Origin of the sequence: Bacteroides sp. 224 (assembly GCF_010500995.1) — a bacterium.
Taxonomy (GTDB): Bacteria; Bacteroidota; Bacteroidia; order Bacteroidales; family Bacteroidaceae; genus Bacteroides.
Map to the genome: position 1 here is coordinate 267,755 of NZ_QVMK01000001.1, position 15,082 is coordinate 282,836.

A 15,082-nucleotide genomic window follows, 5' to 3' on the forward strand; every position below is an offset into this window, starting at 1 on the left:
AGTGAAATGCCAGGATTATTAGGAAAGAAAATCGGAATGACATCCGTATTCAGTGCCGATGGTAAAAATGTTCCATGCACTGTTATCGAAGTAGGTCCTTGTGTTGTTACTCAAGTTAAAACCATTGAAAAAGATGGTTATGAAGCAGTTCAATTAGGTTTCCAAGACAAAAAGGAGAAGCACACCACTAAACCTTTGATGGGACACTTTAAAAGAGCAGGAGTAACACCAAAGAGACACTTGGCCGAGTTCAAGGAATTTGAGAGTGAGTTAAATCTGGGTGACACCATTACAGTGGAACTATTCAATGACGTAGACTTTGTTGACGTTGTTGGTATTTCTAAAGGTAAAGGCTTCCAGGGAGTTGTTAAAAGACATGGTTTTGGTGGTGTAGGTCAATCTACACATGGTCAGCACAACCGTGCCCGTAAACCGGGTTCTATCGGTGCCTGTTCTTACCCTGCAAAAGTATTCAAAGGAATGCGCATGGGTGGACAAATGGGTGGTGACAGAGTAACTGTTCAAAACCTTAGAGTATTAAAAGTAATCGCGGATCACAATCTTCTTTTGATAAAAGGTTCTATCCCAGGTTGCAAAGGTTCAATCGTTTTAATTGAGAAATAATGGAAGTTAACGTATATAATATTAAAGGTGAAGACACCGGGAGAAAGGTTGCGTTAAACGAGTCTATCTTCGGAATTGAGCCTAACGACCATGCTATCTATCTGGACGTAAAACAGTTTATGGCTAATCAACGCCAAGGTACGCATAAGTCAAAGGAAAGAAGTGAAATAGCAGGTTCTACCCGTAAGCTTGGTCGTCAGAAAGGTGGCGGTGGTGCTCGTCGAGGTGATATCAAATCGCCTGTACTTGTTGGTGGAGGTCGTGTATTTGGTCCTACTCCCAGAGATTATTCTTTCAAATTGAATAAAAAGGTAAAAGTATTAGCCAGAAAGTCTGCTTTAGCATATAAAGCTAAAGACAATGCAATTGTTGTAGTGGAAGATTTCAGTTTCGAAACTCCTAAGACAAAGGACTTTATTGCAATGACAAAAAACCTTAAAGTTTCCGACAAAAAGTTGCTTGTAATTTTATCGGAATCAAATAAAAACGTATATTTGTCGGCTCGTAATGTAGAGAGAGCGAATGTACAAACAGTTTCAGGATTAAATACTTACAGAGTATTGAATGCTGGAGTGCTTGTATTTACCGAAAGTGCTCTTTCGGCTATTGACAATATCTTAAGTAATAAGGAGGCTTAAATAATGGGAATTATTATTAAACCGTTGGTGACAGAAAAAATGACTGCAATTACAGATAAACTGAATCGTTTCGGCTTTATTGTGCGTCCTGATGCCAACAAACTTGAAATTAAGAAAGAAGTTGAAGCCTTATACAATGTTACGGTAGTTGATGTGAATACAGCTAAGTATTCGGGAAAGAATAAAACTCGTTATACAAGAGCTGGTATTATCAGTGGTAGAACTAATGCTTATAAAAAAGCAATAGTAACATTGAAAGAAGGAGATACTATTGATTTTTATAGCAATATATAATAAAAATGGCAGTACGTAAATTTAAGCCCACAACACCGGGGCAAAGACATAAGATTATTGGTACTTCGGATGATATTACTGCACGAGTACCAGAGAAATCTCTTGTATATGGTAAGAAATCATCGGGCGGTCGTAACAACGAAGGTAAGATGACTATGCGCTATCTTGGCGGTGGTCATAGAAAGATGATTAGAATTGTTGACTTCAAGAGAAATAAGGACGGTGTTCCTGCAGTGGTTAAAACAATTGAATACGATCCGAATCGCTCGTCTCGTATTGCTTTGTTGTTTTATGCAGACGGAGAAAAAAGATATATTATTGCTCCCAATGGATTGCAAGTAGGTACTACTTTGATGTCGGGTGCAGATGCAGCGCCAGAGATTGGTAATGCTCTTCCTTTGCAAAATATTCCGGTCGGTACTGTGATTCATAATATTGAATTACGTCCAGGGCAGGGTGCTGCTTTGGTTAGATCGGCAGGTAATTTTGCTCAGTTGACATCAAGAGAAGGCAAATACTGCGTTATTAAATTGCCTTCAGGCGAAGTAAGACAAATACTCAGTACATGTAAAGCTACTATCGGTAGTGTCGGTAATTCAGATCACGCTCTCGAAAGTTCAGGTAAAGCTGGACGTACAAGATGGTTCGGACGTCGTCCAAGAAACCGTGGTGTTGTAATGAACCCAGTTGATCACCCAATGGGTGGTGGTGAAGGACGTGCTTCAGGAGGACATCCAAGATCTCGTAAAGGATTGTATGCTAAGGGTCTTAAGACTAGAGCTCCTAAGAAACAGTCGTCTAAGTACATTATTGAGAGAAGAAAAAAGTAATCTGATTAATTGACTAAATTATGAGTAGATCATTAAAAAAAGGTCCATATATTAATGTAAAGCTTGAACAAAAAGTGCTTGCTATGAATGAATCAGGCAAGAAAACTGTTGTTAAGACCTGGGCTAGAGCTTCAATGATTTCGCCTGATTTCGTAGGCCATACTATTGCAGTTCACAATGGAAATAAATTTATTCCTGTTTATGTTACCGAAAATATGGTAGGACACAAGTTGGGAGAGTTTTCTCCAACTCGTACTTTCAGAGGACATGCCGGTAACAAGAAAAGATAAGGGAATTCGTCTGAAATAATAAAGTAAAAATAATAATGGGAGCAAGAAAAAAAATATCGGCTGATAAAAGAAAAGAAGCCCTTAAGACCATGTATTTTGCGAAATTGCAAAATGTTCCTACTTCCCCTCGTAAGATGCGTCTCGTGGCTGACATGATCCGTGGGATGGAAGTGAACAGAGCACTTGGTGTTTTGAAGTTTTCTTCAAAAGAAGCTGCTGCAAGAGTGGAGAAATTATTGCGCTCTGCAATTGCTAACTGGGAGCAGAAAAACGAACGTAAAGCAGAAAGTGGTGAATTGTTTGTGACTAAAATTTTTGTTGATGGTGGTGCTACGCTCAAAAGAATGAGACCAGCTCCACAAGGAAGAGGATATAGAATTCGCAAACGTTCGAATCACGTGACATTGTTCGTTGATTCTAAAAGTAATAATGAAGAATAAGATTAAGCATGGGACAAAAAGTAAATCCAATAAGTAACCGTTTAGGAATTATCAGAGGATGGGATTCCAATTGGTATGGTGGAAATGATTACGGCGATTCTTTGCTCGAAGATAGCAAGATTCGTAAATACTTGAATGCACGTTTGGCGAAAGCAAGTGTATCAAGAATTGTAATCGAACGTACGTTGAAGCTTGTCACTATTACTGTATGTACTGCTCGCCCGGGAATCATTATCGGTAAAGGTGGTCAAGAAGTTGATAAGTTGAAAGAAGAGTTGAAGAAGATTACCGATAAAGATATTCAAATCAACATTTTCGAGGTAAAAAGACCAGAACTTGATGCTGTAATTGTTGCTAATAACATTGCACGCCAGGTAGAAGGTAAAATTGCATACCGTCGTGCCATTAAAATGGCTATCGCCAATACAATGCGTATGGGTGCCGAAGGTATCAAAATTCAAATTTCAGGACGTTTGAATGGCGCCGAGATGGCTCGTTCTGAAATGTATAAAGAAGGTAGAACTCCGCTGCATACTTTTAGAGCAGATATCGACTACTGTCATGCTGAAGCATTGACTAAAGTAGGTCTTTTGGGTATAAAAGTATGGATTTGCAGAGGTGAAGTATTTGGTAAAAGAGAACTTGCACCTAACTTCACTCAAAGTAAGGAAAGTGGCAATCGTGGAAACAATAACAGTGGAAACGGTGGCGGAAAGAACTTCAAAAGAAAGAAAAATAATCGCTAAACGAATTTGAATTTTAGGAATCATGTTACAACCGAAAAAGACAAAATTCAGAAGACAACAGAAGGGACGCATGAAAGGCAATGCCCAAAGGGGTAACCAGCTTGCTTTTGGATCTTTTGGAATTAAATCCTTGCAAAGCAAGTGGATTACCGGTAGACAGATTGAAGCAGCTCGTATTGCTGTAACAAGATATATGCAACGTCAGGGACAAATATGGATTCGTATATTCCCCGATAAGCCAATTACCAAGAAGCCTGCTGAAGTACGTATGGGTAAGGGTAAAGGTTCTCCGGAAGGATTTGTTGCACCAATCACACCGGGTAGAATTATTATTGAAGTAGAAGGAGTATCTTATGATATCGCAAAAGAAGCTTTACGCTTGGCTGCACAAAAGCTTCCTGTAACAACGAAGTTTATCGTTAGACGCGACTATGATATTCAAAATCAAAATGCGTAACTGTTATGAAAAGTGCAGAAATAAAAGAAATGACTACCACTGACTTGGTAGAAAGAGTGGAAGCAGAAATGGTTAACTATAACCAAATGATTTTAAATCATTCTATTTCTCCTTTGGATAATCCTGCAAAGATTAAACAATTACGCAGGACTATTGCGCGTATGAAAACTGAATTGCGCGAAAGAGAACTTAACAATAAATGATTGGCTTGATGGAAGCAAGAAATTTAAGAAAAGAAAGAACAGGGGTTGTTCTCAGCAATAAGATGGATAAAACCGTTACTGTTGCAGCTAAGTTCAAAGAAAAGCACCCCATGTATGGTAAATTCGTTAGTAAGACGAAGAAGTACCACGCTCACGATGAAAAGAATGAATGTAATATAGGTGATACTGTACGCATTATGGAAACTCGTCCTTTGAGCAAGACTAAGAGATGGAGATTGGTAGAAATAATTGAAAGAGCTAAGTAATTATGATACAAGTAGAATCCAGACTTACGGTATGTGATAACAGTGGAGCGAAGGAAGCTTTATGTATCCGTGTATTAGGTGGTACAGGTCGTCGTTACGCTTCAGTAGGGGATGTAATCGTTGTTTCTGTGAAGAGCGTAATCCCTGCAAGTGATGTTAAAAAAGGTGCTGTTTCTAAGGCGCTGATTGTACGTACTAAGAAAGAAATCCGTCGTGCTGATGGATCTTATATACGTTTTGATGATAACGCTTGTGTTTTATTGAATAATGCAGGTGAAATTAGAGGTAGTCGTATTTTCGGCCCTGTAGCCAGAGAGCTTCGTGCTACAAATATGAAGGTTGTTTCACTGGCGCCTGAAGTACTTTAATTTTGTAAAAGATTTAAGTAATGAGTAAATTACATATTAAAAAAGGCGATACAGTTTACGTAAATACCGGCGAAGACAAAGGTAAAACTGGTCGTGTGTTGAAAGTTCTTGTAAAAGAAGGACGCGCAATTGTAGAAGGTATTAATATGGTATCTAAGAGTGCCAAACCTAATGCAAAGAACCCACAAGGTGGTATTGTTAAGCAAGAAGCTTCTATCCACTTGTCAAACTTGAATCCGCTTGATCCTAAAACTGGAAAAGCAACTCGTATTGGGAGAAAGAAAAGTTCGGAAGGAACTTTAGTGCGTTATTCTAAAAAATCAGGAGAGGAGATTAAGTAATGAGTAATACTGCTAGCCTTAAGAAAGAATATGCAGAACGTATTGTTCCTGCATTAAAATCACAATTTGAATATTCTTCATCTATGCAGGTGCCTGTACTTAAGAAGATTGTTATCAATCAAGGTTTAGGTATGGCTACAGCTGATAAGAAGATTATTGAAGTGGCTATTAATGAAATCACAGCTATTACTGGTCAAAAGGCAGTAGCTACAGTTTCAAAAAAGGATATTTCTAACTTTAAGTTACGTAAGAAAATGCCAATCGGTGTAATGGTAACATTGCGTCGTGAGAGAATGTACGAATTCTTAGAGAAATTAGTTCGTGTGGCTTTACCTCGTATTCGTGACTTTAAAGGTATTGAAAGTAAATTTGATGGAAAAGGTAACTATACTTTAGGAATACAGGAACAAATTATTTTTCCTGAAATAAATATCGATAGTATAACCAGAATTTTGGGAATGAATATTACCTTTGTAACTTCTGCGCAAACAGATGAAGAAGGATATGCATTATTGAAAGAATTTGGTTTACCTTTTAAAAATGCTAAAAAAGACTGATATATTATGGCAAAAGAATCAATGAAGGCACGTGAAGTGAAACGTGCAAAATTAGTAGCCAAATATGCTGAAAAAAGAGCGCAACTGAAAAAAGAAGGAAATTATGAAGCTTTACAGGCATTGCCAAAGAATGCATCGCCTGTACGTTTGCATAATCGCTGCAAATTGACTGGTCGTCCGAAAGGATATATCCGTCAATTCGGTATTTCCAGAATTCAGTTTCGCGAAATGGCATCTAATGGTCTGATTCCGGGTGTTAAGAAAGCAAGCTGGTAGTTTTTTGTTTAAATATTGTCAGGGAAGTCCTGATTAATTTAATTTTTATTATATGACTGATCCAATAGCAGATTATTTAACGAGGTTGAGGAACGCTATTAATGCGAAACACAGAGTTGTGGAAGTTCCTGCCTCTAACTTGAAAAAGGAAATCACTAAGATTCTTTTTGAAAAAGGTTACATTCTTAATTATAAGTTTGTAGACGATGGTCCTCAAGGTACTATCAAAGTAGCTTTGAAGTATGATTCTATTAACAAAGTTAATGCTATCAAGAAACTTCAAAGAGTATCTTCTCCAGGTTTACGTAAGTATACCGGATATAAAGATATGCCGCGTGTTATTAATGGTTTGGGTATTGCTATAATATCTACTTCCAAAGGTGTAATGACAGACAAAGAAGCTGCTAATTTGAAAATTGGTGGTGAAGTTTTATGTTATGTTTATTAAGAAGGAGGATTAAGTAATGTCAAGAATTGGAAAATTACCTATTAATGTACCCGCAGGTGTTACTGTTAACCTCAAAGATGATGTTGTTACAGTAAAAGGTCCCAAAGGAGAGTTGAGCCAGTATGTTAATCCGTTAATTAGTATAGCGGTTGAGAACGGGCAAATTACTTTGAGCCGTAATAGTGATGAAAAACAAGAACGTGCATTTCACGGCTTATATCGTTCATTGATCAACAACATGGTTGTTGGTGTATCAGAAGGATATAAAAAAGAATTGGAACTTGTTGGTGTTGGATATCGTGCAGCAAACAATGGTAATATCATTGAACTGTCATTAGGATATACACATCCCATCTATATGCAATTGCCACCTGAAATTAAGATTGAAACAAAATCTGAAAGAAATAAGAATCCTCTTATTATCTTAGAATCTTGTGACAAACAATTGTTAGGTCAGGTTTGCTCTAAAATACGTTCTTTCCGTAAGCCTGAACCATACAAAGGGAAAGGTATTAAGTTTGTTGGCGAAATTATTCGCAGAAAGTCCGGAAAATCAGCCGGTGCTAAGTAAATTCATATAAATTGATATTGTTATGACAACAAAAGTAGAAAGACGTATAAAAATTAAATATAGAGTACGCAATAAGATTTCTGGAACATCAGAATGTCCACGTATGAGCGTGTTCAGAAGCAACAAACAGATTTACGTACAAGTTATTGATGATCTTACTGGTAAGACATTAGCTTCAGCATCTTCTCTTGCTTTAGAAGGTAAAATGCCTAAAAAAGAACAAGCTGCTAAAGTTGGTGAATTGATTGCTCAAAAAGCAAAAGAAGCTGGTGTGTCAACTGTTGTTTTTGATCGTAATGGTTATCTATACCATGGGAGAGTAAAAGAAGTAGCTGATGCAGCTCGTAACGGAGGACTTAAATTTTAATCATTATGGCAATTAATAATAGAGTAAAGATTACCAACGATTTAGAACTTAAAGACAGATTAGTTGCTATTAATCGTGTTACTAAAGTAACCAAAGGTGGTAGAACTTTCAGTTTTTCGGCTATTGTTGTAGTTGGAAATGAAGACGGAATCATTGGTTGGGGACTTGGTAAAGCTGGTGAAGTAACAGCAGCTATTGCAAAAGGTGTTGAATCTGCAAAGAAGAACTTAACAAGAGTTCCGGTATTGAAAGGTACTGTTCCACATGAGCAAGCAGCAAGATTTGGTGGCGCTGAAGTGTTTATCAAACCTGCATCTCATGGTACTGGTGTAGTAGCAGGTGGTGCTATGCGCGCTGTACTTGAAAGTGTTGGAATCACAGACGTTTTGGCTAAATCAAAAGGTTCTTCAAATCCGCATAACTTAGTAAAAGCTACAATATTGGCTTTAGGTGAGATGCGTGACGCAAGAATGGTTGCTCAAAACAGAGGAATTAGTATTGAAAAAGTTTTTAGAGGATAAGGAGGAATTATGGCTACTATAAAGATTAAACAAGTTAAAAGTAGAATTGGTGCTCCTGCTGATCAAAAAAGAACACTGGATGCATTAGGACTTCGTAAATTGAATCGTGTGGTTGAACATGAAGATACTCCTGCAATTCTTGGAATGGTCAATAAAGTGAAGCACTTAGTTACCATTGTTAAGTAATATTTGTTGAATATAAAAAGAATTACAATATGAATTTAAGTAATTTGAAACCTGCAGAAGGCTCTACTAAAACAAGAAAAAGAATTGGACGTGGTTCCGGATCTGGATTAGGTGGCACTTCTACAAGAGGACATAAAGGTGCGAAGTCTAGATCTGGCTATTCTAAGAAGATTGGTTTTGAAGGAGGTCAGATGCCTTTGCAACGTCGTGTTCCTAAATTCGGATTTAAAAATATCAATCGAGTAGAGTATAAAGCAATCAATTTGGATACTATTCAAAAATTGATAGAAGCAAAGAAACTCGATAAAGTTGGTATTAACGAATTAATTGAAGCAGGATTTGTTTCCTCAAAGCATCAGGTTAAAATCCTGGGTAATGGAGCTTTGAATGCAAAAGTAGAAGTACAAGCACATGCATTCTCAAAATCTGCAGTTGCTGCTATTGAAGCTGCTGGTGGGAGTGTAGTAAAACTCTAATTCAATGAGAAAAACTATTGAAACATTAAAGAATATATGGAAGATTGAGGATCTAAGAAAAAGGATCCTCATCACCATACTATTTGTCGCAATTTATCGTTTTGGCTCGTATGTTGTGTTGCCTGGTATTAACCCGGGAATGCTAACAAGACTGCATGACCAAACGAGTGAGGGGCTTTTAGCCTTATTGAACATGTTCTCCGGAGGAGCATTCTCTAATGCATCTATTTTTGCATTAGGGATAATGCCTTATATCTCTGCGTCAATTGTTATTCAATTATTGGCTATTGCTGTTCCTTACTTTCAGAAATTGCAACGAGAAGGAGAAAGTGGCAGAAGAAAAATCAATCAGTATACTCGTTGGTTGACTATTGCTATTTTGTTCGTGCAAGCTCCTTCATATCTGATAAATCTTAAGTTTCAAGTAGGTCCCGCTTTAAGTAGTACATATATTGGTGAAAACTGGACATTATTCCTGATTACCTCAACTATTATTCTTGCTGCCGGTAGTATGTTTATACTTTGGCTTGGTGAAAGAATAACAGATAAAGGTATAGGTAATGGTATCTCATTTATAATTTTGGTGGGTATTATTGCTCGTTTACCTCAATCACTTGTACAAGAGTTCTCTTCTCGTGTTATTGAAAAAGGTGGTGGAGGTTTGATTATGTTCCTCATTGAAATTGTTTTCTTGTTGTTAGTTATAGCAGCAGCAGTTCTTTTAGTACAAGGTACAAGAAAAATTCCTGTGCAATATGCTAAGAAAATTGTAGGAAACAAACAATATGGTGGTGCAAGACAATACATACCTTTGAAAGTAAATGCTGCTGGTGTGATGCCGATCATCTTTGCACAAGCTATCATGTTTATTCCGATCACATTCATCGGCTTCTCTGGTGCTGAAAGTGCGAGCGGTTTTGTTCGTGCATTTACTGACCATACAAGCTTCTGGTATAACTTTGTGTTTGCTGTTATGATTATAGCATTTACTTATTTCTATACAGCGATTACAATTAATCCTACTCAGATGGCAGAAGACATGAAGAGAAACAATGGATTTATTCCGGGTATTAAGCCGGGTAAGCATACTGCTGAATACATTGATGATATCATGTCTCGTATTACTTTGCCAGGATCATTCTTCCTTGCTTTAGTAGCTATAATGCCTGCGTTTGCTGGTCTATTTGGTGTACAAGCAGAGTTTGCTCAGTTCTTTGGAGGAACATCTTTGCTAATCCTTGTAGGTGTTGTTCTTGACACATTACAGCAAGTTGAAAGTCATTTATTAATGAGACATTATGATGGCTTATTAAAGTCTGGACGTATTAAAGGACGTTCAGGTAATGTAGCCGCATATTAATACTCAAGGAGATGATATTTCTTAAAACAGAAGATGAAATTGAATTGATGCGCCAGAGTAATCTCTTGGTTGGAAAAGCATTGGCAGAAGTTGCCAAGTTGATCAAGCCAGGGGTTTCTACCGGCGAATTAGATAGAGTTGCTGAAGAATTTATTCGGGACAATGGAGCTATACCTACTTTCAAGGGGTATCCTAACCAATATGGAGATCCATTTCCCGGTTCTTTGTGTACTTCTGTGAATGATCAGGTGGTTCATGGTATTCCGAGCAATAAAGTGATTTTGAAAGATGGTGATGTTGTCTCTGTTGATTGTGGTACTTATATGAATGGTTTCTGTGGAGACTCAGCTTATACATTTTGTGTAGGAGAAGTTGATGAAAGCATAAAGAAACTGTTGAGAGTAACCAAAGAAGCGCTATATCTGGGAATTGAGAATGCTGTACAAGGAAAGAGATTAGGTGATATCGGATATGCTATTCAACAACACTGTGAGTCTAACTCTTATGGTGTAGTTCGTGAATTTGTAGGTCACGGCATTGGAAAAGAAATGCATGAAGATCCTCAGGTTCCTAATTATGGGAAAAGAGGATATGGAACACTTTTAAAGAAAGGTCTTTGTATTGCAATAGAACCAATGATTACATTCGGAAATCGTCAGATCTTTATGGAGAATGACGGTTGGACTGTAAGAACAAAGGATCGTAAGTACGCTGCTCATTTTGAGCATACAATAGCAATAAATGCTGGTAAAGCAGATATTCTATCATCATTTGAATTCGTAGAAGAAGTTTTAGGAGATAAAGCAATTTAGTATGGCAAAGCAATCTGCAATAGAACAAGATGGAGTTATAGTAGAAGCATTGTCTAATGCAATGTTTCGCGTTGAATTAGAGAATGGACATGAAATCACTGCTCATATATCAGGTAAGATGAGAATGCATTACATCAAAATCTTACCAGGTGATAAAGTGAGAGTGGAAATGTCTCCTTATGACTTGTCAAAAGGAAGAATTGTGTTTAGATATAAATAAAAATTAGATATGAAAGTAAGAGCATCATTAAAGAAACGTACACCTGATTGTAAGATCGTAAGACGCAATGGCCGTCTGTATGTTATTAACAAGAAAAATCCCAAGTTTAAACAACGTCAGGGATAATTCCTTATTTTTGCAAAAAAAATAAAATTAGTATATGGCTATAAGAATAGTTGGTGTAGACCTACCTCAGAATAAGAGGGGTGAAATTGCGTTGACATATGTTTATGGTATTGGACGCAGTAGTTCAGCTAAAATTTTAGATAAAGCTGGCATTGATAGAGATATCAAAGTAAAGGATTGGACTGATGACCAAGCTGCCAAAATTCGTGAGATTATTGGAGAAGGTTATAAAGTAGAAGGTGATCTTCGTTCTGAAGTTCAGTTGAATATTAAACGTTTGATGGATATCGGTTGTTACCGTGGTGTACGTCATCGTATTGGATTACCCGTAAGAGGACAAAGTACAAAGAACAATGCTCGTACTCGTAAAGGTAGAAAGAAAACAGTTGCTAACAAGAAAAAAGCTACTAAATAATAATTGTTGATATGGCAAAAAAAACAGTCGCAGCTAAAAAGAGAAATGTTAAGGTAGATGCTAACGGACAATTACATGTTCATTCATCTTTCAACAATATTATTGTTTCTCTGGCTAACAGTGAAGGGCAGGTTATCTCATGGTCATCTGCAGGAAAAATGGGATTTAGAGGTTCAAAGAAGAATACTCCTTATGCAGCTCAAATGGCTGCCCAGGATTGCGCTAAAATTGCGTATGATCTTGGCCTGAGAAAGGTAAAAGCGTATGTTAAGGGACCTGGTAACGGACGTGAGTCTGCAATCAGAACTATCCATGGAGCAGGTATTGAAGTTACTGAAATCGTTGATGTAACTCCATTGCCACACAATGGTTGTCGTCCTCCTAAAAGACGTAGAGTTTAATATTTACCTTTAATAGATGAAACTTAATCTTGTTTTGGATTACATTAAATTCTTCTCTGTGATCGCGGCTGCAACAAATTAAGTTCATTGCAATAAACAATTTAATATTTAAAGAAATGGCTAGATATACTGGACCAAAATCAAGAATCGCCCGTAAGTTCGGTGAAGGTATCTTTGGAGCTGATAAAGTGCTCTCTAAAAAGAACTATCCTCCTGGACAACACGGTAATTCAAGAAAAAGAAAAACTTCAGAATATGGTATTCAGCTTCGCGAGAAGCAAAAAGCAAAATACACCTACGGCGTTTTAGAAAAACAATTCCGCAATCTGTTTGATAAGGCTGCTGCGAAACAAGGTATCACAGGCGAGATTTTACTTCAAATGCTTGAAGGTCGTTTGGATAATGTAGTATTCCGTTTGGGTATTGCTCCTACTCGTGCTGCTGCTCGTCAATTAGTAGGTCACAGACATATTACTGTGGATGGAAAAGTGGTAAATATCCCTTCATTTGCAGTAAAACCAGGACAACTGATTGCTGTTCGCGAAAAATCAAAATCATTGGAAGTTATTTCTAATGCGCTTGCAGGATTCAATCACAGCAAGTATGCTTGGTTAGAATGGGATGAAAACTCTAAAGTTGGAAAAATGTTGCATATTCCTGAAAGAGCAGACATTCCGGAAAACATTAAAGAGCATTTGATCGTAGAGTTGTATTCTAAATAATAATTAATTTCATGGCGATATTAGCATTTCAAAAACCTGATAAAGTATTAATGTTGGAAGCGGATGCGAAATTCGGTAAATTCGAGTTTCGTCCGTTAGAACCCGGTTTTGGTATTACCGTAGGTAATGCGCTACGCCGTATTCTTCTCTCTTCATTAGAAGGTTTTGCTATCACCACTATTAAAATAGAAGGTGTTGAGCACGAATTTTCTAGCATACCCGGAGTAAGAGAAGATGTTACTAACATTATCTTGAATCTGAAACAGGTAAGATTCAAGCAAATAGTTGAAGAATTTGAGAGTGAAAAAGTTAGTATTACAATCGATAATTCTAATGAATTTAAAGCAGGTGACATAGGTAAGTATCTGACTGGATTTGAAGTGTTAAATCCTGAATTAGTTATTTGTCATTTAGATTCTAAAGCAACTATGCAGATTGATCTTACAATTAACAAAGGTCGCGGTTATGTTCCTGCTGATGAAAATCGCGAATATTGTACTGATGTTAATGTAATTCCAATCGACTCTATTTACACCCCCATACGTAATGTTAAGTACTTAGTAGAAAACTTCCGTGTTGAGCAGAAGACTGACTACGAAAAGCTGGTACTTGAAATTAGTACGGATGGTTCCATACACCCAAAGGAAGCTCTGAAAGAAGCAGCTAAAATTCTGATCTATCACTTTATGTTGTTCTCTGATGAAAAGATTACATTAGAAACAGCTGATGTTGACGGGAATGAAGAATTTGATGAAGAAGTGCTTCACATGCGTCAGTTATTGAAAACTAAACTTGTTGATATGGACTTATCTGTTCGTGCTCTCAACTGTTTGAAAGCAGCAGATGTAGAAACATTAGGCGATTTAGTACAATTCAATAAAACAGACCTGTTGAAATTCAGAAACTTTGGTAAGAAATCGCTTACTGAGCTTGATGATTTGCTGGAAAGTCTGAATCTGTCGTTTGGAACCGATATTTCAAAATATAAATTAGATAAAGAATAAAAATGAGACATAATAAAAAGTTTAATCACTTAGGTCGTACTGCTTCTCATAGAAATGCTATGTTGTCGAATATGGCATGTTCTTTGATTAAGCACAAAAGAATCACTACGACTGTGGCAAAGGCTAAAGCGTTGAAGAAATTTGTTGAGCCTTTGATCACTAAATCTAAAGACGACACTACTAATTCACGTCGTGTTGTTTTCAGTAACTTGCAAGATAAATATGCAGTAACTGAATTATTCAAAGAAATCTCAGTGAAAATCGGAGATCGTCCAGGTGGATACACTCGTATTATCAAAACTGGCAATCGTTTAGGTGACAATGCTGAAATGTGCTTTATCGAGCTTGTTGATTACAATGAAAACATGGCTAAGGAAAAAGTAACTAAGAAAGCTACACGTACTCGTCGTTCAAAGAAAGCTGTTACTACACAAGCAGAAGAAGCTGCAGTGGTAGAAGAAACTCCAGCAGTTGAAGCGAAAGAAGCTCCTAAAGCTGAATAATTGGATTGTAAATATTCCTTTTTAAAGTATAAAGAAACCGCTCGTTATTGGGCGGTTTTTTTATTATAGGTTAAATAAAGATTAAATGTTCAGTTGAAAAAACAATCTATAAATCTAATCTGTTTAATTTCGTAGCAGATATGATGAAATACTTAAAGCTCATAGGAATCTTTGCGTTATTCACCCTTCTTTGGGGTGTAGAAGTTGCAAACTCTTCTCTTGATTATGCTAAGGCAAATTCAGGAGAGCTATTGGATGTTATAGCCTATCGACATAGCTTTAATACACCGGATAGAACCGGTAGACCGAAAGCAGAACTTGGTGGTATTAATCTTCACCATGTAAGTCTGCTTTCATATACGTCGGTTGTTAATGATGATCAATCTCACTTTTTATTGAAATGGATAAAGAAGCAGTATCTTGATTATAATAACACCCTGGCTAAGCATCATCTGAAGCATTATAATTCTTATACCCATCTTGTTACAGGTCCACCTTGTGAATATTATGTGTTCACATTAAGGAAGTTGCTGATTTAGCATTTAATTTATTTACATGTTTTTTTAACCCGGCTGTTTAAGTCAGTCAGGGGCAGGATTATTATATAAATAAATTAAAAT

30 protein-coding genes are annotated in these 15,082 nt (G+C 37.0%); all 30 read left to right on the forward strand.

Features of this window, described 5'->3' with window-relative positions:
- Positions 1 to 6 precede the first annotated feature (6 nt).
- Positions 7 to 624, forward strand: a complete 618-nt coding sequence (rplC, locus tag D0T60_RS01030) for a 50S ribosomal protein L3 (protein ID WP_163216290.1) — start codon at positions 7 to 9, stop codon at positions 622 to 624.
- Entirely contained in the window at positions 624 to 1,262 is a 639-nt protein-coding gene (gene rplD, locus D0T60_RS01035) for a 50S ribosomal protein L4 (protein WP_163216291.1), read from the forward strand. Before rplC ends, rplD begins: the two co-directional genes overlap by 1 nt.
- Positions 1,263 to 1,265: 3 nt before the next feature.
- A complete protein-coding gene (rplW, locus tag D0T60_RS01040; RefSeq protein WP_163216292.1) occupies positions 1,266 to 1,556 on the forward strand; it encodes a 50S ribosomal protein L23 in 291 nt (96 codons plus the stop codon).
- 5 nt (positions 1,557 to 1,561) lie between these two features.
- Positions 1,562 to 2,386: a 50S ribosomal protein L2 gene (rplB, locus tag D0T60_RS01045; RefSeq protein WP_163216293.1), complete on the forward strand. Its 825-nt coding sequence runs from the start codon at positions 1,562 to 1,564 to the stop codon at positions 2,384 to 2,386.
- 20 nt (positions 2,387 to 2,406) lie between these two features.
- Positions 2,407 to 2,676 carry a 30S ribosomal protein S19 gene (gene rpsS / locus D0T60_RS01050; RefSeq protein ID WP_163216294.1) on the forward strand — a complete coding sequence of 90 codons (270 nt, stop codon included), beginning with the start codon at positions 2,407 to 2,409 and terminating at the stop codon, positions 2,674 to 2,676.
- Between the two features lie 35 nt (positions 2,677 to 2,711).
- A complete protein-coding gene (rplV, locus tag D0T60_RS01055) occupies positions 2,712 to 3,116 on the forward strand; it encodes a 50S ribosomal protein L22 (RefSeq protein ID WP_163216295.1) in 405 nt (134 codons plus the stop codon).
- 8 nt (positions 3,117 to 3,124) lie between these two features.
- The gene (gene rpsC, locus D0T60_RS01060; protein WP_163216296.1) at positions 3,125 to 3,862 is read left to right on the forward strand and encodes a 30S ribosomal protein S3; all 738 of its coding nucleotides are present in this window, start codon (positions 3,125 to 3,127) and stop codon (positions 3,860 to 3,862) included.
- Between the two features lie 22 nt (positions 3,863 to 3,884).
- Complete coding sequence (gene rplP, locus D0T60_RS01065; protein ID WP_163216297.1) at positions 3,885 to 4,319, forward strand: 50S ribosomal protein L16; 435 nt, start codon at positions 3,885 to 3,887, stop codon at positions 4,317 to 4,319.
- 5 nt (positions 4,320 to 4,324) lie between these two features.
- Entirely contained in the window at positions 4,325 to 4,522 is a 198-nt protein-coding gene (gene rpmC, locus D0T60_RS01070) for a 50S ribosomal protein L29 (RefSeq protein WP_163216298.1), read from the forward strand.
- Positions 4,519 to 4,788: a 30S ribosomal protein S17 gene (gene rpsQ / locus D0T60_RS01075; RefSeq protein ID WP_203558262.1), complete on the forward strand. Its 270-nt coding sequence runs from the start codon at positions 4,519 to 4,521 to the stop codon at positions 4,786 to 4,788. The genes rpmC and rpsQ overlap by 4 nt, the downstream gene beginning before the upstream one ends.
- A gap of 2 nt (positions 4,789 to 4,790) precedes the next feature.
- The gene (gene rplN / locus D0T60_RS01080; protein WP_163216300.1) at positions 4,791 to 5,156 is read left to right on the forward strand and encodes a 50S ribosomal protein L14; all 366 of its coding nucleotides are present in this window, start codon (positions 4,791 to 4,793) and stop codon (positions 5,154 to 5,156) included.
- A 20-nt stretch (positions 5,157 to 5,176) separates the two neighbouring features.
- Complete coding sequence (gene rplX / locus D0T60_RS01085) at positions 5,177 to 5,497, forward strand: 50S ribosomal protein L24 (protein ID WP_163216301.1); 321 nt, start codon at positions 5,177 to 5,179, stop codon at positions 5,495 to 5,497.
- The gene (rplE, locus tag D0T60_RS01090) at positions 5,497 to 6,054 is read left to right on the forward strand and encodes a 50S ribosomal protein L5 (RefSeq protein ID WP_163216302.1); all 558 of its coding nucleotides are present in this window, start codon (positions 5,497 to 5,499) and stop codon (positions 6,052 to 6,054) included. Before rplX ends, rplE begins: the two co-directional genes overlap by 1 nt.
- 6 nt (positions 6,055 to 6,060) lie before the next feature.
- Positions 6,061 to 6,330 carry a 30S ribosomal protein S14 gene (gene rpsN / locus D0T60_RS01095; protein WP_163216303.1) on the forward strand — a complete coding sequence of 90 codons (270 nt, stop codon included), beginning with the start codon at positions 6,061 to 6,063 and terminating at the stop codon, positions 6,328 to 6,330.
- Positions 6,331 to 6,382: 52 nt separating this feature from the next.
- A complete protein-coding gene (gene rpsH, locus D0T60_RS01100) occupies positions 6,383 to 6,778 on the forward strand; it encodes a 30S ribosomal protein S8 (protein ID WP_163216304.1) in 396 nt (131 codons plus the stop codon).
- A gap of 16 nt (positions 6,779 to 6,794) precedes the next feature.
- Entirely contained in the window at positions 6,795 to 7,349 is a 555-nt protein-coding gene (gene rplF, locus D0T60_RS01105; RefSeq protein WP_163216305.1) for a 50S ribosomal protein L6, read from the forward strand.
- Between the two features lie 22 nt (positions 7,350 to 7,371).
- Positions 7,372 to 7,716, forward strand: a complete 345-nt coding sequence (rplR, locus tag D0T60_RS01110; RefSeq protein WP_163216306.1) for a 50S ribosomal protein L18 — start codon at positions 7,372 to 7,374, stop codon at positions 7,714 to 7,716.
- A gap of 5 nt (positions 7,717 to 7,721) precedes the next feature.
- Positions 7,722 to 8,237, forward strand: a complete 516-nt coding sequence (gene rpsE, locus D0T60_RS01115; RefSeq protein ID WP_163216307.1) for a 30S ribosomal protein S5 — start codon at positions 7,722 to 7,724, stop codon at positions 8,235 to 8,237.
- Between the two features lie 9 nt (positions 8,238 to 8,246).
- The gene (rpmD, locus tag D0T60_RS01120) at positions 8,247 to 8,423 is read left to right on the forward strand and encodes a 50S ribosomal protein L30 (protein WP_163216308.1); all 177 of its coding nucleotides are present in this window, start codon (positions 8,247 to 8,249) and stop codon (positions 8,421 to 8,423) included.
- Between the two features lie 29 nt (positions 8,424 to 8,452).
- Positions 8,453 to 8,899: a 50S ribosomal protein L15 gene (rplO, locus tag D0T60_RS01125; protein WP_163216309.1), complete on the forward strand. Its 447-nt coding sequence runs from the start codon at positions 8,453 to 8,455 to the stop codon at positions 8,897 to 8,899.
- Positions 8,900 to 8,903: 4 nt separating this feature from the next.
- The gene (gene secY, locus D0T60_RS01130; RefSeq protein WP_163216310.1) at positions 8,904 to 10,259 is read left to right on the forward strand and encodes a preprotein translocase subunit SecY; all 1,356 of its coding nucleotides are present in this window, start codon (positions 8,904 to 8,906) and stop codon (positions 10,257 to 10,259) included.
- Positions 10,260 to 10,270: 11 nt separating this feature from the next.
- Entirely contained in the window at positions 10,271 to 11,071 is an 801-nt protein-coding gene (gene map, locus D0T60_RS01135) for a type I methionyl aminopeptidase (RefSeq protein ID WP_163216311.1), read from the forward strand.
- Between the two features lies 1 nt (position 11,072).
- Complete coding sequence (infA, locus tag D0T60_RS01140; RefSeq protein WP_002558052.1) at positions 11,073 to 11,291, forward strand: translation initiation factor IF-1; 219 nt, start codon at positions 11,073 to 11,075, stop codon at positions 11,289 to 11,291.
- Between the two features lie 9 nt (positions 11,292 to 11,300).
- Positions 11,301 to 11,417, forward strand: coding sequence for a type B 50S ribosomal protein L36 (gene ykgO / locus D0T60_RS01145; RefSeq protein WP_163216312.1), 117 nt, complete (start codon positions 11,301 to 11,303; stop codon positions 11,415 to 11,417).
- A 34-nt stretch (positions 11,418 to 11,451) separates the two neighbouring features.
- On the forward strand, positions 11,452 to 11,832 hold the full coding sequence (rpsM, locus tag D0T60_RS01150; RefSeq protein WP_163216313.1) for a 30S ribosomal protein S13: 381 nt from the start codon (positions 11,452 to 11,454) through the stop codon (positions 11,830 to 11,832).
- Between the two features lie 11 nt (positions 11,833 to 11,843).
- Positions 11,844 to 12,233, forward strand: a complete 390-nt coding sequence (gene rpsK / locus D0T60_RS01155) for a 30S ribosomal protein S11 (RefSeq protein ID WP_163210810.1) — start codon at positions 11,844 to 11,846, stop codon at positions 12,231 to 12,233.
- A gap of 116 nt (positions 12,234 to 12,349) precedes the next feature.
- On the forward strand, positions 12,350 to 12,955 hold the full coding sequence (rpsD, locus tag D0T60_RS01160) for a 30S ribosomal protein S4 (protein ID WP_163216314.1): 606 nt from the start codon (positions 12,350 to 12,352) through the stop codon (positions 12,953 to 12,955).
- Positions 12,956 to 12,966: 11 nt separating this feature from the next.
- Positions 12,967 to 13,959 (forward strand): DNA-directed RNA polymerase subunit alpha, encoded by a 993-nt coding sequence (locus D0T60_RS01165; RefSeq protein ID WP_163216315.1) that lies wholly within the window; start codon positions 12,967 to 12,969, stop codon positions 13,957 to 13,959.
- A gap of 2 nt (positions 13,960 to 13,961) precedes the next feature.
- Positions 13,962 to 14,462 carry a 50S ribosomal protein L17 gene (gene rplQ / locus D0T60_RS01170; RefSeq protein WP_163216316.1) on the forward strand — a complete coding sequence of 167 codons (501 nt, stop codon included), beginning with the start codon at positions 13,962 to 13,964 and terminating at the stop codon, positions 14,460 to 14,462.
- 140 nt (positions 14,463 to 14,602) lie between these two features.
- Positions 14,603 to 15,001, forward strand: a complete 399-nt coding sequence (locus D0T60_RS01175; RefSeq protein WP_163216317.1) for a hypothetical protein — start codon at positions 14,603 to 14,605, stop codon at positions 14,999 to 15,001.
- The last annotated feature ends 81 nt before the right edge of the window (positions 15,002 to 15,082 follow it).